Origin of the sequence: Chitinophaga sp. CB10 (genome assembly GCA_001870995.2) — a bacterium.
In the GTDB taxonomy this organism is placed as follows: Bacteria; Bacteroidota; Bacteroidia; order Chitinophagales; family Chitinophagaceae; genus Chitinophaga.
The window spans coordinates 104955-127121 of sequence record MLAV02000021.1 but is presented as its reverse complement, the minus strand read 5'-3'; the positions used below and the strand labels follow the sequence as shown (position 1 = coordinate 127121).

Below are 22167 nucleotides of genomic sequence, written 5' to 3'. Positions count from 1 at the left end.
TTATCAACCAATACGATTGCACAACATTTTTTATTTCATAATTATATACATATTTTTCATTATCATTTAAGTCGCCACTTTAATAGCACAACACGTTAAGATGTAGTTAATTATATAAACGGTACCGGCTGACAACAAAAAAGGCTGCCATGCAACATGACAGCCTTGAAAGTATGTAAGTACCGGTTTAGTTGGTGGCGTTAGCCGGTATGATGGTGATCTTGATGGTAATGCTTCCTGATGGCAGTGTTACCGGAGCGCCGTTTACGCCTGCCGCCTCAATGGATACCGTTCCGGGCTCATACAGGTAGGTGAAGCTGGTGTTCTGGTACACTTCCGGCAAGGCTTCAAATACACCGTTGCCTCTGGCCATTGCTACCACCACGCCATCTGACTGGGCGGTGCTTTGGCTTAATTCAGGGGTTTGGACAAGGAAATAGTAAGTTTTACCTCCATCATCTGTCAACCATTGATTAGCCGCAACAGTTGCGAGAATAGTGGTGCTTGGTACCACTTCGTTGTAAGTTTTGGTACAACCTGATGCCGTAAAAAGTACTACTACGACCATCAGCAAAGGGTATAACCATTTTTTCATATAATATAGATTGAATGTAGATGAATGAATGATAATCTGTTTGCTGTTTTCCTACCAAATACAGTGCCATAAACGGGGTGAGCCAATAACCGCGTTATGAACGCATGGGCACAACAGCGTAAAGAGGTACCGGGCTAAATTTGACTGTTATTCAGAACAACAATCCGGAAGGACATAAGGTTGAAAGCATGTGCATTAAAGTTATAAATAAAACGCGCATGTTGGCAATAAAGTATGTCCTGCGGCCCTGCATTCATCTGTTTACTCATCTATATCCTCACCTGTACGCCGCCCTGCGCGCCGGCAAAAATACCGTCAAACCGGTTGTTACTGCGGTTTTTAGACCAGATGTAATTGCTGATCAGGTCCGCGCCGGCCCCATCCCGGATATGTACAAAATTGATGTTGGGCCCTGCAAACACTTCTATCCTCGGACCAAAGCGGTAGGCAAGATAGCCGCCGGTGGTCCACTTGCTGTAGACGCCCTTTTTGAAGTCGGCCAGCACCGTTTCCGTACCTTCTACATTCAGGCGTAAGTGCGACAGCAGCGGGAGATGCCAGCCTATACCGGCGTGCAATGCGTAGAGGTTTTGACTGCTTTTGAAATTGTACCCCACCCCGAGGATACCGTAAAGCGCGCGCCCGCCTGATTTGAAAGCCGCAATGGTAGTGGCGGATTCATCGATCGTTAAGGAAACCTGTTTCTCCCCGTTGCGGATGATATTCACCACGCCGATCGGGTAATCGCTGCTGTCCGCAATGTTGATAAAGCCGGCCAGCTGCACGCCTTTTACTTTTTTAGCGATGTTGATAAAACCGGCTACCTGCAATTTTGTGTCAGCCGCTTTATTGGCGAACCCGGCGATCTGCATCCCGTGTACATTTCCGGCCGTGTTGATAAAACCAGCCAGGGCAATACCTTTCTGGTCCTGCTTAACAAAATTGCCGAATCCGGCTATCGTAATCCCATCAGCCCGTTGATGGATAATATTGGTGAAGCCCGCGAGGGTAACGGCCTTGTTGGTACGGCCTATGTGGTTGGAAAATCCAGCCACCTGTACCCCCTGCGCCTGGTCTTTAATGATGCTGGAAAACCCGGAGAGGATTACCCCTGTTTCTCCATAAGATAAACCAGCAATTGCATGGAGGGAAAAGCGGTTCGTATATTGGGCAGCGTTAGTTCCGTTCGTACTCAGCGGATAGACGATGCCTACATGTGCAGGCGCGTAATAACTCGTCTGGGCATAGGTTACAGCAGCTATCACTATCATCGCCAGGGTCAAAAAAAATGTTCTCATATCGTTTGTTATTAAGTGAAATTCCTAATAACGACACGCGTATGAGAACATACCCCTACAAACGGAATAATAATTTTAAAAGATGGTGAGGCCCAGCTGCCAACCCAGCCACCCACGGCCGTTGTTACCCAGGTTGAAGCCGGGATAATCTGCGCCGGGCCGCGGCCCGATGTAAGGTTTTCCTTCCCCGGCTTCATCCCTGAAATGCAGGGTGAATACAGGTCCGCCGAAGATGGCCAGTCCTTTAACGGGTTTATACATCAGGCTCGTGCCAAAGCGGTAGAGTTGCGAATTTTCATTTTCCCGGCCCATGTGCAGCGTGGATACGAGCAGCTCCATCGTGAGGCTGAGCTTTGGATGCAGTAGCATTTCCCGGCCCATCCCGTAGCCGAGCAACAGGGAAGGCTCCCTGTCAAAGTTCATCCCGCCGGTCAGGATGCTGTACAGCTGCCGGCTACCGCTCTTCCAGGCCACATTCACGGGCAGCACATCCGTGCTGAACATAGAGAGTTTGTGATAGCCATGTTTTACAATGTTGATCAGGCCGATGGAATAACCGGTGGTGCTATCTGCGATGTTGATCAGTCCTATTTGCACGCCTTCCACTACGTGGGCTTTGTTGAACAGCGCGGATATCTGCACGCCTTTCACGGTACCTTTCGTGATGTTAGCCCCGCCGGTGATTTGCGCGCCATGGATTTCCCTTGCGCTGTTAAACAGGCCGGAGATCTGCGCCCCGTGCAGGCTATCGCCCGCGGTATTGAACCCGCCCGAAAGCTGCAGCCCTTCTACCTTTCCGCCGGCGCTGGATGCAACGCCGGCCACCTGTACCCCGTTTACACTGTTATGCACATGCTGCAGCGCGCCGGTGATCTGCACGCCACGGAGCGGGCCGTTAGCCATGTTGGACACGCCTGCCACCTGCACGCCGGTAACGGAGTCCAGCACGTTGTTATGCAGGCCTGCCACCTGGACGCCATGTACCTTCCCGCCGGTGATGTTCAGTACGCCGGCTACCTGCACATTATCCACATCTTTTTTCACGATGTTGAATCCGCCTGCAATCTCCACCCCGTCAACGCCCGCGGTGTAGCCGCCCAGTACGTTCAGGGAAAATTTATTGACCACCTGCCCGCTCATACGCCCGTGCGTACCGAGGGAAGGCGCGAGGGATACCTGGTAGGGTTTATCTGCAAAAAACTGGCGGATGTTCATGCTCTGGGCTTTCTCCCGGGACGACAGGAGCAGCCTTCCGAACCAGGTTTTTTCCACCGTGGAGTAGCCCGTAACTTCAATAGTGTTCAGCGTACGGGTAGAGGGGGAAATGCTGACATTGATCTCCTGGTCGCGCGCTGCCAGCAGCAAAAGCGAGGTATCGTTATACAGGTCCTTACTAACGCTGATGGCTGCGGCGGGATATCTATCCCTTAACCGCAGCCTGTAATAACCATCGTTGTTTGTAATGGTGGAGATCAGTTGGTGCCGCTCATAGACGCTGGCATTGGGCACCCGCTGACCTGTATGTTTATCCGTGACAATGCCCGTGACATAGAAATACGCGCCGGGCGGCTTGTATTGTAAGATCAGGTAGTTGCCGTATTCTTTGTATTGATAATTACCTTCTCCCAGCAGGTTGTCCAGTATCTGGCGGACGGTCTTCTGTTCTGCATCTACGGAAACGATACTGTCTTCCGGAATGGTGTTACTCATATAGGAAAACGTAAAGCCTCCTTTTTTACCGATTGTTTTAAGTACTTCTGCTACTGTTTTTTTGGAGAGATGTACATCCATTTTTTTGTTGAGGTGCTGCGCAAATAGCGAAGGAGTTGTCAACAACAAGAGCAATAACAGTATGCAGGTATAAATTCTTGATGGCATAACTTACTTCAGAATATAGGTTCCGTTCTGTCTGTCGGCTTTTACCGGTAATGTTTGTTCCAGCAGGGCCAGGTTTTCTTCGATGGTACTGTACACGAAGGTGGTGGAGATAGGATAATTTCGTATAGCCGGGTTCGTTATCTCTATCTGCACCCCGTAGGCATTGCTGAAAATTTCGGCCAGTTGCCAGAGCGGCGTCCCGTTGCACACGAAGGTTTGCGTGCGGTAGTAATTATACAGTTCGTCCTTATTGGATGCCTTAACGATGGCGGTAGAATTTTTCGCAGCGACTGCTTTTTCGTTTTGCCGGAGCTGTACGGATTCCGTTTGTTTATTCACTTCCACGGCGCCGGTTTCCACGATCACTTCCACCTGTTGCTGATCGCTTTTTACGTTAAAGGAGGTGCCCAGTACCCGAACCTGTACGTCGCCGGTGTGGAGTACAAAGGGGTGGGAAGGGTCCGTGGCTACATTGAAAAACGCTTCGCCTTCGAGGGTAATGTTCCTGTTGGTTTCAAAGTTGCCCGTATATACTATTTTCGAATTTTTGTTTAGGGTGATGATAGAGCCGTCCGGCAGGGTATCCGTTACGGGACGGGTAGTAGCCGCCAGTTCCAGCTGCCGTGGAGCGGGCCTGCGGAACAGGAACATGGCTAATGTACCTGCTACTATCAGCAGGGTTACGGCAGCGGCTATACGCAGCCAGGGTTTACGGCTGGCGCCTAATTCCACCACCTTTGTTTCCGGCTGGTTAACGCGTTGTTGAAATCGGGCCCAGGCGGCGTTTTCGTCCGGATCGCCGGTACTTGCCAGCTCGCGGCTCTGGTTCCAGATCAGTTGGAAGTGGCGGAAATATTTTTCGTTATCGGCGCTGGCAGCCATCCATTCGCCCACCGCCTGCTGCTCTTCGGCGGTGGCCTGACCCAGCATAAACTTCACCAGGATGTCGTCGTTTATATGTTCGTTGAAATTATTCACAGGTTGCTCATTACAGTGTTAAGTAATATGAATACGAGGGGCAGGAAGTCCACCAGGTTGTGCCGGAGGATGCGGAGGGCTTTGCCCATCTGGTTTTCCACCGTTTTGACAGAAATATTGAGTTTATCCGCGATTTCCTGGTATTTCAGCTCCTCGAAGCGGCTCATCTGGAACACGGTGCGGCATTTTTCCGGAAGTTCCAGCAGGGCGGCCTGCAGTTTTTCCTGCAGCTCCCGCAGCTGTACTTTGCCGGAGGCCGCGTTGGTATGCGATGGCGAGGCCTGTTGATAGCGGGCATATGCCACGTGGTTGGCTTTTACTTTTTCGTGCCGCAGGTAATTGATGCTTTCGTGGTAGACGGCCCGGTAGAGGTAGCCGGAAACGGATTCCCTGATCTTAATATCACCGGACTTTTCCCAGAGCTTGCAGAATACGTTCTGCACCATTTCCTCTGCCATGATATCGTCTTTCAGGATCGTATAGGCATAGGCGTGCAGCCCTTTGTAGTGGGATTTAAAAAGCTGCTCGAAGGTTAAGGTCCCGTCCTTTTCCAGGGCGGTGGCTGCGCCGGTATCTTTCAACTCCATGTTGAGGGTTTGGAAACTAAGGTCAAATATAATTCCTTCTGTCAAGTTGGATGTTTTAAATAATGACACCGTGCCTTGGCTGTACCCCTACGGGAAGGCTAAAATTTATTTTCATCCCTGGGAATCAAGGCCTTAATATCTCCCCCCACCCCAAATTACCAGCCGCCGCATCAATTTAACAATACCTTATATAAGCATTAGTAAAACTTTCACAAAAGGCGGATTATTTTGGTGCTAAATATTAATTAATCGACCGAAATGAAGTATCTCTATTCCTTGATGACGCTCTGTCTTATTAGCTTTGGAGCGTTTGCACAAAAAACTGCCTATATCAATTTTCAGCAGCTGGTAGCCGCCATGCCTGAGTCGAAGAAGGCGGCCGATTCATTACAGAAATACGCCGATCAGCTGAATGCGGATGGACAAGTGCTGGTAGCCGAGTACACGAAGAACCTGGTGGAGTTTGACAGTACGGCCAAAACGCTGACGGATGCACAGAAAGAAATCAAAGTAACTGCCTTAAAGCAGCAACAAGCGAATATCCAGGAATATAAATACAAGATGGAAGAAAAGCTGTCGGTACGCGAGCAGGAACTGCTGGCGCCTATCGTGGCTAAAGCGAAAGATGTTTTAAAAGCGCTCCTGAAAGAAAAGGGTTATGCGCTGGTGCTTGATAACTCCAGAGACGCGGTTGTAGTGGCTAACGAAGCAGATGATCTGTTGCCGCTTGCCAAAGCGAAGTTGGGAATTAAGTAGTGTGTGGTGGGATTTTCTGCCAATGATGCCAGGCTATTGGCTATTAGCTATTAGAGATGATGTTTTGCTCTCCTTACGCCATTCTATTGTTATCAAAACATCTCCCTAACTGCCAATAGTTGATAGCCTTCCGCTATTTTACTAGATGTGTAACCCGTGTGCGAGTAAAGATTTCCAGCGGGGATTACTACGTACATATTCTGCTACCTTTTTGCTGGTAGGCACCATTCTAAAGTTCTGCGCCTGGATTTCTTCCATTACTTTTCCCAACAGCATGGCTGTTACGCCCTGTTTTTCCAGGGTTGGCGGCACTTCTGCGCCGGTAAGGAAAATACGGCTACCGTTTCTTTCATAAATCACTTTCGCCAGTTGACCGCTGATATGCGCTTCAAATTGCCTGGCTTCCTTGTTGTCGATAATCTTAAAATCCTTCATGATAATTTTTGTTAAATCATACTTGTTACCTGTTCAGGTAAATAAGGGAAAGTATTGTCCAAAAAGGGAGGTAGATAAATAAGATAGTTGAAGATTGGTTAGCTGGTATGGACATACCCTGGCTTATTTCCAGATGCAAAGATACGACATTTTCCGGGAATGCGGGCCATAAAAAAAGCCTGACCAGTAATCCTGATCAGGCTTTGAGCGGAAGACCGGGCTCGAACCGGCCACCCCGACCTTGGCAAGGTCGTGCTCTACCAAATGAGCTACTTCCGCAAAGGAAAAAATGTTAATTTATAAATACCTGCCCTTTAGACAGATACAGACTGGAGCGGAAGACCGGGCTCGAACCGGCCACCCCGACCTTGGCAAGGTCGTGCTCTACCAAATGAGCTACTTCCGCAGAGGCAAAGATGTCAAATTAGTACCTGCCCTTTAGACAAATACTGACTGGAGCGGAAGACCGGGCTCGAACCGGCCACCCCGACCTTGGCAAGGTCGTGCTCTACCAAATGAGCTACTTCCGCATAACTGTTAAGAGCTTTCCAACAATTGTAACCTATTGTTACTGTTTCAGGTAGTGTCCTTTTTTCGTTGGGATTGCAAAGATAGGAAACGAAGTTAAATCACAAAATTTCTTTTCAACTTTTTTCAGATTTTTTCGCGGCCCGGCTTTGGCTAAAAAGGCTGAAACGCTTTGCTGCAAACCGTTTCAGCCTATAAATTATTTTATTTATTTTTATTTACAAAGATGTAAGAGCCGCTGCATGGTTGGTCAAAACGATCTTTTTCTTCGCCTTCTTTTTCTTATTCCACCATACATAGAAGCCCGTCACTGGCAGGGATCCGCAGATAAGGCTCACCACGAACGCGATGATTTTACCCCAGATGCCGCCAATGGCGCCCACGTGGATATCGTAGTTCATTTCGATCAATCGCTCTCCTGCATTCTTATGCGAGTCGTTCCTCCTTTGGAGTAATTTGCCGGTGTACTGGTCAAATTGCAGGACGTCCGCCCCGTAATAGGTTTCCGATCTCCTGTAACCGTAAATACTGTTTACGCCGGTAGGATCGGCAGCTGCGTATATGCCATAACGTTTCATCTCCGGCAGGATGCGGCGCGCCTCCTCAAAGGACTTGTCCAGCACCTGCAGCTTATCCACGGGAGTGGTCACCACGGCGGAAGTCTTATCGCTCCTGTCCGGCGGCGTGGTAGTGCCGGACGCCACTACGTACACGGTAGCCTGGAACCAGGAAAAGGACCAGACCATGCCCGTGAGCGCCAGTACCAGCGCAATCACCAGGGCGTAGAAACCCAGGACGTTGTGCAGGTCGTAGTTCACCCGCTTCCAGCTGGCTTTCCATCTTATCTTAAAGCTTTGCTCCCGGGTGGCTTTCGTCCATTTTTTGGGCCACCAGAGGATTAAGCCGGTGATCAGCAGGATCACGAAAATGAAGGTAGACCAGCCTACGATGGGCTGCCCGATCTTATCATTGAGCAGCAGGCTCCAGTGGATGAACTTGACGATGTAGAAGAAGTTGTGTTTATAATCGACCTTCCCCGTTACGGCCCCGGTATAGGGGTTTACATAGACGGTTTCGAAGTATTCGCAGATGTCGAAATAAGTGAGGCCTTCCTGGTTGTATTTGTAAGTGGTGAATTCCCAGGCTTTGTCCGGCGCGGCGTAAGCCACAATGCCGCTGATCGGCTTATCCACCCCTACATAAGCCTGAGCCGTTGCCCTCAGCTGGGATACCGGCAGGGTGGGCGTGTTGGCCGGGGTTACAAAAATCTGCCGGTGGTACACCATTTCGTTGATTTCCTTCTGGAATACGAAAAGGCAGCCGGTAATGGAGATGATGACAACGATAATGCCTGATACGAGTCCCAGCCACAGGTGCAGCCAGTCTACTATCTTGCGGAAACGCGATTTTCCGCGCTTGTCCTGTATTTTTCCCTTCCTTCTTAACATATGATTTGACCTTGCCGGCCGCTACGTATCAGCCAACCCTACAAAATTCAGACTTTTCAGGGCTTTCCCCTGATCGGATCGGGAAATCCATTTACGGGAAACGGAAAATTAAAAAAGCCTCCCGGGAATCCGGAAGGCTCTGGCGATAATTATGTTGAAGCTGATTCGCTTATTTATATTTTGGATTGTACAGTGTGTTTTCAGGAACAGCAACTTCAGGCTTGCCTTTGTAGTGGTGTTTGTAAAGATTGTAGCAACCACCCAGCATAAATGCCATTAAACAAAACAATTGCACGTAAAAGATGAATCGGCTGGTAGATACGCGATCTACGGTGATATCGTTCGTATTCTCTACTGTGTTTTCTACTGTGTTGTGTTCCATATTCAGTTTATTTCCGATGCAAACTTACATTAACCAGACAAATAATCAAAGGAAATTTTAAAAAACCGCTTTTCGCGCTTTTTCATGTTTCAGCTCCGAGAATTTTTTATGCTGCAGGAAGTAATATCTCCATATCATAATCCCATGGAATACCCCGGTGAGGGTCATTAATTTCACATCGGGAAAGCGGGGATCATGCTTATAATTCCTGCGCCACCGCCGGTAGTCGATATACGCCCTGAAGATCGCCTTCATATCCTTTGGCTTGCCGGCCGCCAGGCTTTTCATCGCCGCCAGGATATCCAGGAAAAAGCGCTGGGAAAGCACAATCCAGCGGTCCTCGCTGTGCAGGTTTTTCCAGAGCATCATCAGGTTATTCCGGAAGTTGAGGTACAGCTTCCGGGGGTTCCCCTGTGGCAGGCTCCCCCCTCCTACGTGGTACACCACCGCATCCGGGCAGTAACAGATCCGGTACCCGAGCCGCTGCAGGCGCCAGCAGAGGTCCACCTCCTCCATATGCGCAAAGAAATCAGCGTCAAAACCTCCGGCTTCATGGAAGCAGCGGGAGCGGATAAACAACGCCGCGCCGGTAGCCCAGAAGATATCCTGGGGGTCGTCGTACTGGCCCAGGTCCTTTTCTGTAGTGTATAAGATCCGGCCCCGGCAGAAGGTATAGCCAAGGATATCCATCCAGCCGCCGGCAGCGCCTGCGTATTCAAATTCCTCCCGGTTATGCCAGGAGCGCAGTTTGGGCTGGCAAGCCGCAATCCTGGAGTCCTGCTGCATCATAGCCACCACGGGCTCGATCCAGCCGGGTTCCACCTCCACGTCCTGGTTGAGCAAAACGTATATATCCGCCTCCACGTGTTGCAGCGCTTCGTTGTAACCGCCGGCAAAACCGTTGTTGGCGGGGTTGCGGATGATCCGCACCTGGGGATAATGCTGTGCCACAAAAGCGACGCTGTCGTCAGTGGAAGCATTGTCGGCCATGATCAGCTGCAAATTACCATAGGTAGACTGGCATACAGACGGTAAGAACTGCTCCAGGAATTTCTTCCCATTCCAGTTTAGAATTACAACGGCTACTGATGGCAATACAGGCAACTGTTAATACGTTTATGCGTGAAAAATAAGTTTTAGGAGATGCAAATATGCAACAAAGGATTTTAATATTTGCTAACCTTTTGAGAATCGGTAAAGCGGATTATACCTTAAATTAGGAGTATGTTTAAACAGTTTATCGGCTGGAAATTTATCCTGGTAACCATTGCCGTGGCTATTATTGCAGCTACGATCTGGTTCGTCAGTAACCTGTCGGCCAAAATTCAGGATGAGGAAAGAAAAAAGGTAGCCACCTGGGTGGAAGCTTATCGTGAACTGCTGAAATCCGACTCTGACGCCAACCTGAACCTGGCCACCGAAATTGTAACCACCAACACCACCATCCCGCTTATCCAAACCGATGCTGCCGGCAATATTGTGGACAGCCGCAACCTGGACACCACCAAGATCTCCCAAAACCCCACCCTGCTGCAGGAGCAGTTGCACTCGTTCAAAAAACAGCATCCGCCGTTCATTATTGAAATCGACGCAAAGCATAAAGTTTACAACTATGTTTATTACGGGGATTCCCTCATTCTGAAACAGGTAAAATACTATCCCTACATACAGCTGCTGGTGGTAGCGCTGTTTATCGGCGCCGTGCTCTTCGGTCTGTCGTCCACCAACCGCGCCACCCAAAACCTGGTATGGGTGGGACTTGCCAAGGAAACGGCCCATCAGCTGGGCACCCCCCTCTCGTCCATAGAAGCATGGCTGGAAATACTCCGGGAAAACGAGGCCAACGTGCCGTTTGTCAATGAGCTCACCAAGGATGTAGACCGCCTCAAACTGATTACAGACCGCTTTTCCAAGATAGGCAGCGTGCCGAGGCTGGAAGAAAGAGATATCATCCGGCAGATAGAGGACATGGCTTCCTACATCCGCCGGCGTAGCCCGCAGAAGGTACAGATAGCCGTGCATACCGCGGAGACGGACCTGCCGGTAATGATTTCCGCCCCGCTGTTTGACTGGGTGATAGAGAATTTGCTGAAGAACGCGCTCGACGCCATGGAAGGAAAAGGCAACATCGATATCACGATAGAAAACCACCCCACCGTCGTTACCGTGGACATCGCCGACACAGGAAAAGGAATTTCCAAAATGAACCTGGACAAAATTTTCCGCCCGGGATTTTCCACGAAAAAAAGAGGCTGGGGATTGGGCCTATCCCTTGCCAAACGTATCATTGAGGACTATCACAAAGGCCGGCTCACGGTGAAAAATTCGGAGATCAATAAGGGTACTACCTTCCGGATTATGCTGCGGAAATAAAACTTTTTTGAAAAAATGAATAAATAAATTTGCTCATTTCAAAAAAGCGCTTACTTTTGCATCCCCATCTCACACAGATGCCACTAAAAAACGCGAAGGTGGCGAAATTGGTAGACGCGCTACTTTGAGGTGGTAGTGCCTGAAAGGGCTTGGGAGTTCGAATCTCCTCCTTCGCACAAAGGGTTGAAATCGCAAGGTTTCAACCTTTTTTGTTTTTGGGAATTAATTAACATCATCTGTAAGCAGCCCCCTCTCCCCTTCCCGCGGATTCCTTAAATTCATACCTCAAACAGCTTTAACCAATGACACAAAGACTGCATTTCCTCAAAGTATGTTTCGCGTTGCTACTCCTGTTCCCAGGCAAGCCCTGGCCAGCTTCCGCACAAACGCCGCCTGCACGCTTCGGGGAAATCTACGGACTCATAAAAGAAAAAAACTTCTTCAAAGCCAGGAATATTTTTAATACCGACTCGGCCCAACTACCCACCGCCTACCGCTGCTTTGTAGATGCCGTACTGCAAAACGCCTTCAACAAACCAGCGGCCTCGGATCGTAAAATAAACATCCTGCTCACAGGAAATTATGCCCTGCCGGATAGCCTCCTGCTGAAGCTCTACCGGATCAAAGAAGACAATGCGGTGAAACAATACGACTACGCCAGCGCCTATACGACGCTTTCCACAGTCCTGACGAACTTCCAACCCCTGCTCACGCCGGAAGAAATTAAAGACATGCAAAACAGCCTGAAAATATGGACCGCCCTCAGGGATCAGCCCCGGCAAAAAGTGACCATTGGCGGGTATAATGAGCTGAAGATGCAAAAGGATAAAGCGGGATTAAAGAACCTGCCGGTGACCACCGGCAACGATACGCTGCCCTTTATTTTTGATACCGGCGCCAACATTTCCACCATTACGGAATCCACCGCTAAACGGATGCGCATGAAAATCATCCCGGCGGCCATTGAAGTATCCACGATCACCGGCAATACGGTAAAAGCGGAACTGGCCGTGTGCAGTAAATTCCGGCTGGGAAATATAGATATTGAAAATGCGGTATTCCTCGTGCTGAAAGATAAGGAACTCTCCTTTCCGCAGATTGGCTACCAGATCCACGGCATACTGGGCTTTCCTGTGATCGAAGCGTTGCGGGAAGTACAGCTGACGATTGACGATTATCTCATCATCCCGCTGAAGGAAACCGCCATGCCCGGCGCTTCCAACCTCGCTATTGACGGACTCACGCCGCTGATTTATATCGACGATATGAACTTTACTTTCGATACCGGCGCGGATCATACCATCCTCTACGCCGCCTTCTACCGGCAGCACAAAGCCCGTATCGATAAATCCTACAAACTCACCAAAGTGAGCTTTGGCGGCGCAGGCGGTCATACGGTGCTGCCGGGCTTCAAGATCAAGCATACCTTTACCATCAACGGCCGCAGCGTGCCGTTGACGGACATCTCCCTCCTTCGGGATAACATCAGCAACGAAACCGGCTATGGCAACATCGGCCAGGATGTGATCAAACAATTCGGGAAAATGACCATCAACTTCGACCAGATGTTCATCAAACTGGATTAGCGCTGATATACCGCTTCCCCGGCTTTATACACGGCTTCGATCTGCCGGGTGTTGGCAACGTCCGTCAGCGGATTGGCGGATAATACCAGCAGGTCCGCCGTTTTGCCGGCTTCCAGCGTGCCGTAGCGGTCGCCTATACCCAGCACTTTGGCCGCGCCTGTGGTGGCAGCCCTCAAAGCTTCCGCAGGCTGGAGGCCCGCCCGGACAAGCAGCTGCAGTTCCAGGTGTTCGGAGAAGCCCTGCACGCGCACAGGCTGCGCGCCAGAATCCGTGCCCATGGCAATGACTACGCCTGCGTCATGCAACTTCTTCACATTCCTGGCGGCATTTTCCACCGCGATACGGTTACGGTTATACGAAGGGGCATTTTTAATTTTCTGCTGATAGGCGGGGTCGCTCACCATCGCCACCACGCCGGGTTCCACGGCGCGCAGGAAAAACGGATCGGACAGCCATTGCGGCGTGCCGGCGTAGGCATAGGCGTATTCATCGAGGGACAGCGTGGGGATGTACACCACGTTACGCCGCTTCATTTCCTGCACCAGCGCATCGTCTATAACGCTGTCCCGCACGCTGTGCGCGAGGATGTCCACCCCGCTTTGCACCAGCTTCCGCGCATCGGACAGGTAGTACACGTGCGCCGCTACCTTCCAGCCATGTTTATGCGCCTCCCGGATAATCGCCTGCCAGGTGGCGCTATCCATCTTCCTGAACGAACCTCCGAAGTCGTCCAGCCAGAGCTTAATAGCTACCGGCTGCAGCTTCACCAGGCTGTCCATTTCCGCGGCCACCTTTTCATCGCTCATTGGGCGGTAGGTTTTATTCATACCCATTTCCGCCGGCGGGGCGCCCCCGGGCACGCCAAAGCCATAGGCGGCGGAGTAGAGCCGCGCCCCGGGCAGCAGGCCGTTCTTCAGCGAGTCGTACAAATGGCGTTCGTACAGGAATGGGCGGTCCGTACCCAGGGAAAGCACGTTCAACACGCCGTAATCTTCATAGCGTTTCAACTGCCGTAAAATATTTTCGCGGGTATAATTTTCCCCGGAGGTTTGGGTGCCTTTCAGCATGCCAATATGCATGTGCGCGCATATAAGCGCCGGCATGACCGTTTTGCCGCTGAGGTTGACGACGCGGGCCCCGGCAGCGGAAAGGTTTTTCCCGGTTTTCACAATTTTCCCGTCATGTATGAGGATGTCCGTATGAGGCATGGCGGCGGCGCTTTTACCATCTATTACATTGGCGTCTTTAAGCAGGAGGTACCCGCCGGGAGGCGCAGGTACGGCTGAAAACAGGAGCAGCATGGGTAAACAGCCCAATAGAATTTTCCGGATCATAACAATCAAATTTGATAAGGTACTTTAAGTTACCAAATAATGTAATGACCCGGAAAAGCCTATACAAAAAATCCGGCAGCCTGCCGGTACATGCTGGCGAAGCCGTTTACATCTTCCGGGGTAGGCTCGGCGAGCGGGCTACCGGCGGCCCATTCCTTTTTGTAGGCGCGGGCGAAGTCCGTTACGTTTTTCACCTCCATATCCACAATCTTAGTGGTATGCCCGCCGATGTAAAGGCCGCGTTGCTGCACCCTGTCCAGCAGCATGGTCAGGCAGCCGGAGGCATGCTGAAAGGCGAGGAACAGCCTGGGTTTGTTGGTACCGTTTTCCGTTTTGAGTACCACGCCGGCGATCAGCGGATCGTACTTCGGCGGCCAGCGGCCGGCATCCGCCTGGAAACCGGAATAATTTTCATTGATGCCGCTACGGCCGTTGCCGCTTTCTTTGCGGAAAATCATGTAACAGGCGCGCTTTACTTCAGGGGGGTAGCCCATGCTCCGTATGATGGCCACCACGGTGTCCATACTGACGGCAGTACGACGGAATGGAAGCATCGGCTTCTCAGGATAAGCGTTTTTCATTTTCTGGGGTTTTGGAGTTAATCAGTCCGGGGTTACAATCAACACAAATATACGAAACACCGCTGACAACGGCATGCGCGGAGGTTTAGCACAATTTATCCGCACCGGGTACTGCAAAGGAGGTAAACCGTATCTTTACATAATTTTGAAAGACAACTATGGGTACATCAATCACTTGTCCGAATTGCAAACACCAGTTTGTAATGGAAGACGCCTTCGCAGCGGATATTGAAAGGGAAATGCGCGGTAAAATGGCTACCGAATGGCGCAAGAAGCTGGATGAACTTCAGTCTGAAAAAAACACCCTCTTATCGGAAAAAAATAAAATTGCGGCGGAGCGCCAGCAGATGGAAGCGCTGCGCCTGCAACAGGAAGAAGAAATAAAAAAACGGGTCCGGCAGGAGAAGCAACAGCTGCAGGAATCCCTGGCGCAGGAGCTGCGCAAAAGCATTATGGCCGATTTCGACAACCAGGTTAAAATGCTGGAGCAGGCCAACCTGGAAAAAGAAGCCAAACTGAGCGAAGCCCGCCAAAAAGAACTGGAATTCCTCCGTAAGGAACAGGAACTCAAAAACCGCGAAGCGGAGCTGGAACTGGCCACTGAAAGAAGGCTCATGGAAGCCCGGGCGCAAATGCAGGAAGCCATCCGCAAGGAAGAAGCCGAGCGCCATGCCCTGCGTGATACCGAACACCAGTTGCGCCTCCGGGAGCTGGAAAAACAACTGGAAGACCAGCGCAAACTCGCCGAAGAAATGAAACGCCGGGCCGAACAAGGGTCCATGCAGTTGCAGGGAGAAGTACAGGAACTCGTCCTGGAAGAAATGCTGCGCAACAGCTTTCCGTTTGATGAAGTAGCGCCGGTAGGCAAAGGCGTACGCGGGGCCGACTGTATCCAGCTGGTCCGCAACCGCTTCGGGCAGGAATGCGGCCGCATTATCTACGAAAGTAAACGCACCAAGGAATTCACCGAGGGCTGGATCGAAAAACTCAAAGCAGATATGCGCTCCCAGGGTATTGACGTAGCCATCCTCGTTACCCAAACCATGCCCAAAGGGATGGATAAATTCGGAGAAAGAGATGGCGTATGGATCTGTACCTTCACTGAAGTAAAAGCCCTCGCTCACGTGCTCCGGGATGGCATTATCAAAGTGTACAGCGCCATCAGCACCCAGGAAAACAAGGGCGACAAAATGCACATGCTTTACGCCTACCTCACCAGCGGCGAATTTGCCGAGCAGTGGAAGGCCATCCGGGAAGGATTCATGTCCCTCAAACTCTCCATACAAAAGGAAAGGGATGCCATGGAAAAAATCTGGAAAGCCCGCGAAAAACAACTGGAAAAGGTATTGCTCAACGCCGCGCACATCCACGGTTCCATCGAAGGCATTGCCGGTAGCGACAGCGTAGACATGAAATTACTGGAAGATGCGGCGGACGACCTGGCGGATTAATCCATTAATTTTATTCAAATGTGTAAATAATTATTAATTTAGATGATTATTATTCATTTTAAGTGACCTATGCAAAATCCGGAGCAGGCATACCAGGCCATCATATTTGACCTTGGCGCCGTACTTATAGATTGGAATCCACGCTATCTCTACAGGAAAATATTCAGTTCGGAAGCGGAGGTAGACTACTTCCTGCAACAGATATGCACGTTTGACTGGAACGAGGAACAGGATGCCGGCAGGAGCCTGCTGGACGCTACGGAGCTGCTCATCAGCCAGCATCCGCAATACGAGGCGGAAATCCGGGCTTATTACGGCCGCTGGAAGGAAATGCTGGGCGGCGAGATTGCCGGCAGCGTAGCCTTGTTAAAAGAATTAAAAGAAAGCGGTAAATACAAACTCTACGCGCTCACCAACTGGTCCAACGAAACCTTTCCGCTGGCGCTGGTACAATACCAGTTTTTGCAATGGTTTGACGGCATCGTGGTGTCCGGCAGGGAGAAACAACGCAAGCCTTCTCCATCCATTTATAAACTGCTGCTGGACCGCTACCAGGAAAGGCCTGAAAAATCGCTGTTTATCGATGATAATTTGCGCAATGTAACCGCCGCCCGGAATGTCGGGATCGACAGCATACATTTTACCAGCGCCAACCAACTCAAAAATGAATTGATGCATAAGAAAATTCTGAATTAAATTTTCTGCGTAATATGTAAACAACTACCACTGTTAACCCACCTCCTATTTTAAGATTCCATTAACAGTTGCAGGATAAACCTGCTGTAACTTTGCACTATCTAAAGCGTTGAACAGTATATAAAACGTGAAATTTCCGTTGACCCGTTTCGTTTAGTTCGAAAGGAAACCATAATTAGAAATTAATACGCTAGGATTATGAAAAGGACAATTTATTTACTCAGCAGCATTGCTGCGTTGGCAGCATTGATATCTTTCAGTGGTTGCGGCAAGGACCCCTTAAAAGATATGACGCCTGAGGAATCCAGGATTTACATTACCAACCACGACAGCCAGGCAAACTTTAAATCTTATAACACCTTCAGCATCGTGGATTCCGTTGCCGTATTAAGTAACCGTAACGATACGGCTAAAAAAGCGCTGACGGATTACGATAAACAGCTCATTTCATCCGTATCACAGGCTATGCAATCCCGCGGTTATACGCTGGTGGATAAAGCTGCCAAACCGGACCTCGCGGTGGCGCTTACACGTATCGACAACTCGTTTACCAACGTAGCCTGGAACCCGGGCTGGTGGGGCGGCGTATGGAGCCCCGGCTACTGGGGATATCCCGGCGGATGGTACTGGCCCAGCTACTATGTAGTGTACCAGGTAAATGAAAAACAAACTGCTATTGATGTCTTCGACCTCAAAAATCCGAATGCGGACAATAAGTACGTTTCCGTATGGAACGCATTGTGGAGGGGCTCAGGCGTATGGAACACGGATAACGTAGCCAGCATGGTGCAGGCTTCCTTTGATCAGTCCCCATACCTGACCAACAAATAATCAATAGTATTAAGCATTTAAAATTGATCGGAAGATGAAAAAGATATTCAACTGGATGATGATTTTTGCCGGCGTATTTGCCGCACAGGCAGTATCTGCACAGGTGCGCCCGCCGCTGTCAATTGATGTGAATTACTCCGTAGCTTCCCCGCTCGGTTCCCTGCAGGATTATTCCGGCAAAACCAGCTTCAGGGGCTGGACGGCAGGATTGCAATATATGCTGAACGACCAGTTTTCAGTAGGACTCCGAACCGGTTTCCAGGACTTCAACGAGAAGCTGCCACGCGCCGTATATCCGGATAAGTTAGGCGATGTATCCGCCGTACAAACCCGCACTTTACAGGTAATCCCTATCCAGGCTACTGCCGGCTGGGCCTTCACCAAGCCTGATAAGCCCGTGATCCCTTACGCTGCCGTAGGCGTGGGCGTGGCCAATATGGATTACAAAAAATACTGGGGAGAATTCGTGGAATCAGATAACAGCTGGCAGTTTATGGTAAGCCCTGAACTGGGTATCAACATCCCGTTTGGGCAGGCTTCGCCGGTACTGTTCAATGCTAACGTAAGATATAACTACAGCCCGTACAAAATGGGCGATATCACCAACTTTAATTCCCTGCAGTACAGCGTGGGATTTAAGTTTCACCTCAACTAACTTTTATCCATATTCTAAGAAGGGCAATTGTGAGAATGGCGTCCCGCAGCTGGTTTAGCGCTGCGGGATTTTTTTTACTGCAATCTTGCGCCGAATCCTTTCGTGAAGGCTTCCCGTATCGTGCCATCGTTGCCACGGAATATGTATAACGCTTCCAGCTTCAGTTCCGGGTGCTTTTCCAGCCAGGCAATTCCATCTTTCACCCCCATTAAAATTAAAGGATTATCAAATGCATCAGCAGTAAAGCAGTCCGGGGCAAGTACCGTCACGCTGATGATATGATTGTGCAAAGCCTGCCCGGTCAGGGGATTGATCGTATGCGCATACCTGGTTTTCCCCTGGTCAAAAAACCGGCGATAATTGCCGCTGGTGGCTATACCTTCCTCTGCGAGCCGCACCATGCCGCTCACCGGCTCATACGTGGTATCCCCCGGGGCCGGCCTTTCAATGCCTACGCCCCAGCGCTTATGCTGCTGGTTATAACCTTTCGCGTACAGCTCTCCGCCAACGTCAACAAGGTAGTTTTGAATACCACGCTGCTCCAGCAACTTGCCAATCACATCTACCGTATAGCCCTGCGCAATGCCGTTACAATCTATTTTCACCCCTTTTTTGGTCGTGGTTAATTTATTCCCTTTCAGGGAGAGATAAACGCTCCCGGTGAGCCGCAGCGCGGCTTTCACACTGTCCGCCGGGGGTATGCCTTTGAACGAAGGCTTTTGTACGCCAAAACCCCAAAGGTACACTAACGGCTGCACCGTGATATCGAAGAGGCCACCGGTAATGGCATTGGTGCTAAGCGCCTTTTGGACGACGGCTTTCATATGCTCGTCCATCACTACGCTGCCCGCAGCGTTGAACTGGTTGATCAGCGACCCCGGCTTGTACAGGGAAAGCGATTGATCGATCACGGCAAACAGGGAGTCGATAGCCGGTTGCAGGGAAGTGGTATCAGCAGCAAGATATTTAACGACAAAATAAGTACCCTGCGCTTTGCCCTGGCAGGTAATCAATTTCAGCTGCGCGGTATCACTAACGTTGCCGGCTATACGCGGCGCCCCAAAGCTATTGGCGCACAAGAGCAGCAACGCCGCTCCTATCAAACATTTCATCATGTGGTTATTTAAATGCATCGAGGCCGGTGATATCCATACCGGTGATGAGGAGGTGAATTTCATGCGTTCCTTCGTAGGTAATAACGCTTTCCAGGTTCATCATATGGCGCATCACGGAATATTCCCCGGTGATGCCCATGCCGCCGAGTATCTGGCGCGCCTCCCGCACGATGTTGGTGGCTACTTCGCAGGAATTGCGTTTAGCCATACTGATTTGCGCCGGGGTGGCTTTGCCTTCGTTTTTCAATACGCCGAGCCGCCAGTTCATCAGCTGGGCTTTGGTGATCTCCGTCACCATTTCCGCAAGCTTTTTTTGTATCAGCTGGAAACCCGCGATGGGTTTGCCAAACTGCACCCTTTCCTTTGCATAGCGGAGGGCCGTATCATAGCAATCCATGGCCGCGCCGATGGCGCCCCAGGCAATCCCGTAGCGGGCGGAGGAAAGGCAGCTCAGGGGCCCTTTCAGTCCTTTCACGCCGGGCAGGATATTTTCTTTGGGCACGCGCACATTGTCGAACACCAGTTCCCCGGTGGCGCTGGCGCGCAGGCTCCATTTATCCTTGATTTCAGGGGTGGAGAAGCCGGGCATACCGCGCTCTACAATCAGGCCCTGTATTACGCCTTCTTCGTTCTTAGCCCAAACCACCGCAATGTCCGCAAACGGGGCGTTGGAGATCCAGAGCTTGGCGCCGTTGAGGATCACGTGATCGCCATCTTCCCGGAAGTTGGTAGTCATGCCTGCGGGGTTGGAGCCGTGATCCGGTTCGGTTAACCCGAAGCAGCCCATCAGTTCTCCTTTGGCTAATTTGGGGAGATACCACTCCTTCTGGGCTTCGCTGCCGAAGGCATGGATGGGATACATGACGAGCGAGCCCTGGACAGAGGCTGTAGAACGGATACCGCTATCCCCCCGTTCGAGCTCCTGCATCATGAGCCCGTAGGAAATGTAATCCAGTCCTGCCCCGCCGTATTCCGCGGGAATGGTAGGCCCGAAACAGCCGATGCTGCCCAGCCCGGGAATAATATGCGACGGGAATTTAGCCTGCTGGCAGCAGTCCTCAATAATCGGGGAGATTTCCTTTTTCACCCACTGCCTAACTGCATCGCGGATCAACAGGTGTTCTTCGGTGAGCAGGGCGTCCAGGTTAAAGTAATCGGGCGATTGAAAGAGGTCTTGTTTCATAACTGCCTTGGTTTTGGTTTACAGCAATATACGAGTTATAATAATTTGAAGGAACAGTATTTTTCCGAATATTAACACGCTAATTTATAAGAAGTTAGTACATTCGGTACAAATTCGAGAGCTATGGCAAGCAAAGTAATTCCTGCGCTGCTGCTGTTGGGATTTTTAGTCATTGTAATGTTATCGTTTCGACCAACCCCTTTACGATCCATTGCTTTAACTGCCCTGCCGGGCAAAGCTAAACCTGCACCAGACTATGAAATGAAGCGGTATTGGATGGTTTTCCTGAAAACCGGTCCAAACAGAACGCAATCCGAAGCAGTTGCGGCGGAGATCCAGCGTCAGCACCTGGAAAACATTGGCAAACTCGCCGAGGCGGGTAAAATTGTGGTAGCCGGTCCTTTTGGGGATAATGGCAACCTGCGGGGCATTTTCATAATGGACTGCAAGGATAGCCTGGAAGCGGTATCACTGGTGAATACGGACCCGGCGGTAATTGCGGGGCGGCTTTCCTTCGAAATAAAACCCTGGTGGACTGCCAAAAACTGCGTATTTAAATAACCGGCATAAAGCACAAAGAGCAATGCTGCAAGGCCGATGCCTTGTGCAACACTGCTCTTTATCTTTCTCTCAAAAAAAAATCAGAGTGAACCTACTGCGATCTGGCTCAGATAGGAGGCCATTTCCAGCTGGTATTGTTTGGCTACTTTCCTGGCTTCTTCCGCGAAATCCTCACCGTTACCGGCATAGATAATAGCGCGGCTGGCATTTACCAGCAGGCCGCAATCCCTATTCATGGCCTGACGGGAAATTTCTTCCAGGCTGCCGCCCTGCGCGCCCACGCCAGGCACGAGGAAGAAGTGATCCGGTACCAGTTTGCGGATATAACCCAGCTGGGATGATTGGGTGGCGCCCACGACAAACATCAGGTTTTCCGGCGTACCCCACTGCATACCGGCTTTCAGTACTTTTTCAAACAGGTATTCATCTCCAAACTGCTGCAGCTGGAAATCCTGGCTGCCTTCGTTGGAAGTGAGTCCCAGCATGATGGCCCATTTTTCAGGGAACTGCAGGAACGGCTCCACACTGTCGCGACCCATATAAGGCGCTACGGTAACGGAGTCGAAATTATAAGTATCGAAAAATGTTTTCGCATACTGGGTAGAAGTGTTGCCTATATCCCCTCTTTTTGCATCGGCAATGGTGAAAATGCCGGAAGGAATATATTCAATCGTACGCTGCAGGCTTTCCCAGCCGCGGATACCCATGCTTTCGTAGAAAGCTGTGTTGATTTTGTAGGCAACACAAAGATCCTTAGTGGCGTCAATGATAGCCTTGTTAAAAGCGAACACCGGATCTGCATGAGAGAGCAGGTGTTTTGGAATCTTTTGCAAATCTGTGTCAAGACCTACACACAGATAAGATTGCCTTTCCTTAATCAGATTCACCAATTCCTGTCGATTCATAGTCGGTATAA

22 protein-coding genes and 4 tRNA genes are annotated in these 22167 nt (G+C 50.4%); 9 read left to right on the top strand and 17 right to left on the bottom strand.

The window, feature by feature from the left end; genetic code table 11:
• Positions 1–187 precede the first annotated feature (187 nt).
• From BOC67_RS23285 to BOC67_RS23265, 5 genes are all read right to left on the bottom strand, one after another.
• On the bottom strand, positions 188–595 hold the full coding sequence (locus tag BOC67_RS23285; protein ID WP_291914236.1) for a hypothetical protein: 408 nt from the start codon (positions 593–595) through the stop codon (positions 188–190).
• A 269-nt stretch (positions 596–864) separates the two neighbouring features.
• A complete protein-coding gene (locus BOC67_RS23280; RefSeq protein ID WP_291914232.1) occupies positions 865–1893 on the bottom strand; it encodes a hypothetical protein in 1029 nt (342 codons plus the stop codon).
• A 75-nt stretch (positions 1894–1968) separates the two neighbouring features.
• Positions 1969–3771, bottom strand: a complete 1803-nt coding sequence (locus tag BOC67_RS23275; RefSeq protein WP_291914229.1) for a hypothetical protein — start codon at positions 3769–3771, stop codon at positions 1969–1971.
• Between the two features lie 3 nt (positions 3772–3774).
• A complete protein-coding gene (locus tag BOC67_RS23270) occupies positions 3775–4749 on the bottom strand; it encodes a FecR domain-containing protein (RefSeq protein ID WP_291914227.1) in 975 nt (324 codons plus the stop codon).
• Positions 4746–5381 carry an RNA polymerase sigma-70 factor gene (locus BOC67_RS23265; RefSeq protein WP_291914225.1) on the bottom strand — a complete coding sequence of 212 codons (636 nt, stop codon included), beginning with the start codon at positions 5379–5381 and terminating at the stop codon, positions 4746–4748. The genes BOC67_RS23270 and BOC67_RS23265 overlap by 4 nt, the downstream gene beginning before the upstream one ends.
• A 213-nt stretch (positions 5382–5594) precedes the next feature.
• Here BOC67_RS23265 and BOC67_RS23260 point away from each other — a divergent pair, with 213 nt between their 5' ends.
• Positions 5595–6092 carry an OmpH family outer membrane protein gene (locus BOC67_RS23260; protein WP_291914223.1) on the top strand — a complete coding sequence of 166 codons (498 nt, stop codon included), beginning with the start codon at positions 5595–5597 and terminating at the stop codon, positions 6090–6092.
• Positions 6093–6233: 141 nt separating this feature from the next.
• On the opposite strand, the gene BOC67_RS23255 is transcribed toward BOC67_RS23260, so the two are convergent.
• The 7 genes from BOC67_RS23255 to BOC67_RS23225 all read right to left on the bottom strand — a co-directional run bounded on the left by BOC67_RS23255 (position 6234) and on the right by BOC67_RS23225 (position 9989).
• The gene (locus BOC67_RS23255) at positions 6234–6527 is read right to left on the bottom strand and encodes an N-acetyltransferase (RefSeq protein WP_291914221.1); all 294 of its coding nucleotides are present in this window, start codon (positions 6525–6527) and stop codon (positions 6234–6236) included.
• 206 nt (positions 6528–6733) lie between these two features.
• A tRNA-Gly gene (locus BOC67_RS23250) sits at positions 6734–6806 on the bottom strand.
• A 51-nt stretch (positions 6807–6857) separates the two neighbouring features.
• Positions 6858–6933 (bottom strand) — tRNA-Gly (locus BOC67_RS23245).
• A 48-nt stretch (positions 6934–6981) separates the two neighbouring features.
• Positions 6982–7057: transfer RNA gene (locus BOC67_RS23240), tRNA-Gly, on the bottom strand.
• Positions 7058–7273: 216 nt separating this feature from the next.
• Positions 7274–8503 carry a PepSY domain-containing protein gene (locus BOC67_RS23235; RefSeq protein WP_291914218.1) on the bottom strand — a complete coding sequence of 410 codons (1230 nt, stop codon included), beginning with the start codon at positions 8501–8503 and terminating at the stop codon, positions 7274–7276.
• Positions 8504–8672: 169 nt separating this feature from the next.
• Positions 8673–8885 (bottom strand): hypothetical protein, encoded by a 213-nt coding sequence (locus BOC67_RS23230; protein WP_291914215.1) that lies wholly within the window; start codon positions 8883–8885, stop codon positions 8673–8675.
• A gap of 57 nt (positions 8886–8942) precedes the next feature.
• Positions 8943–9989: a glycosyltransferase family 2 protein gene (locus tag BOC67_RS23225; RefSeq protein ID WP_291914213.1), complete on the bottom strand. Its 1047-nt coding sequence runs from the start codon at positions 9987–9989 to the stop codon at positions 8943–8945.
• 120 nt (positions 9990–10109) lie between these two features.
• Between BOC67_RS23225 and BOC67_RS23220 the strand changes: the two genes are divergently transcribed.
• The 3 genes from BOC67_RS23220 to BOC67_RS23210 all read left to right on the top strand — a co-directional run bounded on the left by BOC67_RS23220 (position 10110) and on the right by BOC67_RS23210 (position 12844).
• Positions 10110–11258 carry an ATP-binding protein gene (locus BOC67_RS23220; protein ID WP_291914211.1) on the top strand — a complete coding sequence of 383 codons (1149 nt, stop codon included), beginning with the start codon at positions 10110–10112 and terminating at the stop codon, positions 11256–11258.
• A gap of 92 nt (positions 11259–11350) precedes the next feature.
• Positions 11351–11434, top strand: a tRNA-Leu gene (locus BOC67_RS23215).
• A 126-nt stretch (positions 11435–11560) separates the two neighbouring features.
• Positions 11561–12844, top strand: a complete 1284-nt coding sequence (locus tag BOC67_RS23210; protein WP_291914208.1) for a retropepsin-like aspartic protease — start codon at positions 11561–11563, stop codon at positions 12842–12844.
• On the opposite strand, the gene BOC67_RS23205 is transcribed toward BOC67_RS23210, so the two are convergent.
• Together BOC67_RS23205 and BOC67_RS23200 are read right to left on the bottom strand one after the other, a co-directional pair.
• Positions 12841–14178, bottom strand: a complete 1338-nt coding sequence (locus tag BOC67_RS23205; RefSeq protein ID WP_291914205.1) for an amidohydrolase family protein — start codon at positions 14176–14178, stop codon at positions 12841–12843. The two genes, BOC67_RS23210 and BOC67_RS23205, sit on opposite strands and share 4 nt — an antisense overlap.
• Before the next feature lie 59 nt (positions 14179–14237).
• Positions 14238–14759: a hypothetical protein gene (locus BOC67_RS23200; protein ID WP_291914201.1), complete on the bottom strand. Its 522-nt coding sequence runs from the start codon at positions 14757–14759 to the stop codon at positions 14238–14240.
• Between the two features lie 158 nt (positions 14760–14917).
• On the opposite strand from BOC67_RS23200, the gene BOC67_RS23195 reads away from it, so the two are divergent.
• The 4 genes from BOC67_RS23195 to BOC67_RS23180 all read left to right on the top strand — a co-directional run bounded on the left by BOC67_RS23195 (position 14918) and on the right by BOC67_RS23180 (position 18392).
• A complete protein-coding gene (locus tag BOC67_RS23195; RefSeq protein WP_291914198.1) occupies positions 14918–16210 on the top strand; it encodes a DUF2130 domain-containing protein in 1293 nt (430 codons plus the stop codon).
• A gap of 69 nt (positions 16211–16279) precedes the next feature.
• Positions 16280–16906 carry an HAD family phosphatase gene (locus BOC67_RS23190; RefSeq protein WP_291914196.1) on the top strand — a complete coding sequence of 209 codons (627 nt, stop codon included), beginning with the start codon at positions 16280–16282 and terminating at the stop codon, positions 16904–16906.
• Between the two features lie 198 nt (positions 16907–17104).
• On the top strand, positions 17105–17737 hold the full coding sequence (locus BOC67_RS23185; RefSeq protein ID WP_291914194.1) for a DUF4136 domain-containing protein: 633 nt from the start codon (positions 17105–17107) through the stop codon (positions 17735–17737).
• Positions 17738–17771: 34 nt separating this feature from the next.
• Positions 17772–18392: a porin family protein gene (locus tag BOC67_RS23180; protein WP_291914192.1), complete on the top strand. Its 621-nt coding sequence runs from the start codon at positions 17772–17774 to the stop codon at positions 18390–18392.
• 74 nt (positions 18393–18466) lie between these two features.
• Here BOC67_RS23180 and BOC67_RS23175 read toward each other — a convergent pair whose 3' ends face one another.
• Both BOC67_RS23175 and BOC67_RS23170 read right to left on the bottom strand, forming a co-directional pair.
• On the bottom strand, positions 18467–19507 hold the full coding sequence (locus BOC67_RS23175) for an FAD:protein FMN transferase (protein ID WP_291914190.1): 1041 nt from the start codon (positions 19505–19507) through the stop codon (positions 18467–18469).
• A gap of 4 nt (positions 19508–19511) precedes the next feature.
• Entirely contained in the window at positions 19512–20690 is a 1179-nt protein-coding gene (locus BOC67_RS23170; RefSeq protein WP_291914189.1) for an acyl-CoA dehydrogenase family protein, read from the bottom strand.
• A gap of 123 nt (positions 20691–20813) precedes the next feature.
• Here BOC67_RS23170 and BOC67_RS23165 point away from each other — a divergent pair, with 123 nt between their 5' ends.
• Positions 20814–21251, top strand: a complete 438-nt coding sequence (locus BOC67_RS23165; RefSeq protein WP_291914187.1) for a YciI family protein — start codon at positions 20814–20816, stop codon at positions 21249–21251.
• Between the two features lie 80 nt (positions 21252–21331).
• Here the strand turns inward: BOC67_RS23165 and pyrF are convergent, their stop codons facing one another.
• The gene (gene pyrF, locus BOC67_RS23160) at positions 21332–22156 is read right to left on the bottom strand and encodes an orotidine-5'-phosphate decarboxylase (protein WP_291914183.1); all 825 of its coding nucleotides are present in this window, start codon (positions 22154–22156) and stop codon (positions 21332–21334) included.
• Positions 22157–22167: the final 11 nt, after the last annotated feature.

Excerpts from the sequence above, each read along its gene's own strand:
- BOC67_RS23285 (WP_291914236.1), bottom strand. The coding sequence starts at position 595 with ATGAAAAAATGGTTATACCCTTTGCTGATGGTCGTAGTAGTACTTTTT.
- BOC67_RS23280 (WP_291914232.1), bottom strand. The coding sequence starts at position 1,893 with ATGAGAACATTTTTTTTGACCCTGGCGATGATAGTGATAGCTGCTGTA.
- BOC67_RS23275 (WP_291914229.1), bottom strand. The coding sequence starts at position 3,771 with ATGCCATCAAGAATTTATACCTGCATACTGTTATTGCTCTTGTTGTTG.
- BOC67_RS23260 (WP_291914223.1), top strand. The coding sequence starts at position 5,595 with ATGAAGTATCTCTATTCCTTGATGACGCTCTGTCTTATTAGCTTTGGA.
- BOC67_RS23255 (WP_291914221.1), bottom strand. The coding sequence starts at position 6,527 with ATGAAGGATTTTAAGATTATCGACAACAAGGAAGCCAGGCAATTTGAA.
- BOC67_RS23235 (WP_291914218.1), bottom strand. The coding sequence starts at position 8,503 with ATGTTAAGAAGGAAGGGAAAAATACAGGACAAGCGCGGAAAATCGCGT.
- BOC67_RS23230 (WP_291914215.1), bottom strand. The coding sequence starts at position 8,885 with ATGGAACACAACACAGTAGAAAACACAGTAGAGAATACGAACGATATC.
- BOC67_RS23220 (WP_291914211.1), top strand. The coding sequence starts at position 10,110 with ATGTTTAAACAGTTTATCGGCTGGAAATTTATCCTGGTAACCATTGCC.
- BOC67_RS23210 (WP_291914208.1), top strand. The coding sequence starts at position 11,561 with ATGACACAAAGACTGCATTTCCTCAAAGTATGTTTCGCGTTGCTACTC.
- BOC67_RS23205 (WP_291914205.1), bottom strand. The coding sequence starts at position 14,178 with ATGATCCGGAAAATTCTATTGGGCTGTTTACCCATGCTGCTCCTGTTT.
- BOC67_RS23200 (WP_291914201.1), bottom strand. The coding sequence starts at position 14,759 with ATGAAAAACGCTTATCCTGAGAAGCCGATGCTTCCATTCCGTCGTACT.
- BOC67_RS23195 (WP_291914198.1), top strand. The coding sequence starts at position 14,918 with ATGGGTACATCAATCACTTGTCCGAATTGCAAACACCAGTTTGTAATG.
- BOC67_RS23190 (WP_291914196.1), top strand. The coding sequence starts at position 16,280 with ATGCAAAATCCGGAGCAGGCATACCAGGCCATCATATTTGACCTTGGC.
- BOC67_RS23185 (WP_291914194.1), top strand. The coding sequence starts at position 17,105 with ATGAAAAGGACAATTTATTTACTCAGCAGCATTGCTGCGTTGGCAGCA.
- BOC67_RS23180 (WP_291914192.1), top strand. The coding sequence starts at position 17,772 with ATGAAAAAGATATTCAACTGGATGATGATTTTTGCCGGCGTATTTGCC.
- BOC67_RS23175 (WP_291914190.1), bottom strand. The coding sequence starts at position 19,507 with ATGATGAAATGTTTGATAGGAGCGGCGTTGCTGCTCTTGTGCGCCAAT.
- BOC67_RS23170 (WP_291914189.1), bottom strand. The coding sequence starts at position 20,690 with ATGAAACAAGACCTCTTTCAATCGCCCGATTACTTTAACCTGGACGCC.
- BOC67_RS23165 (WP_291914187.1), top strand. The coding sequence starts at position 20,814 with ATGGCAAGCAAAGTAATTCCTGCGCTGCTGCTGTTGGGATTTTTAGTC.
- pyrF (WP_291914183.1), bottom strand. The coding sequence starts at position 22,156 with ATGAATCGACAGGAATTGGTGAATCTGATTAAGGAAAGGCAATCTTAT.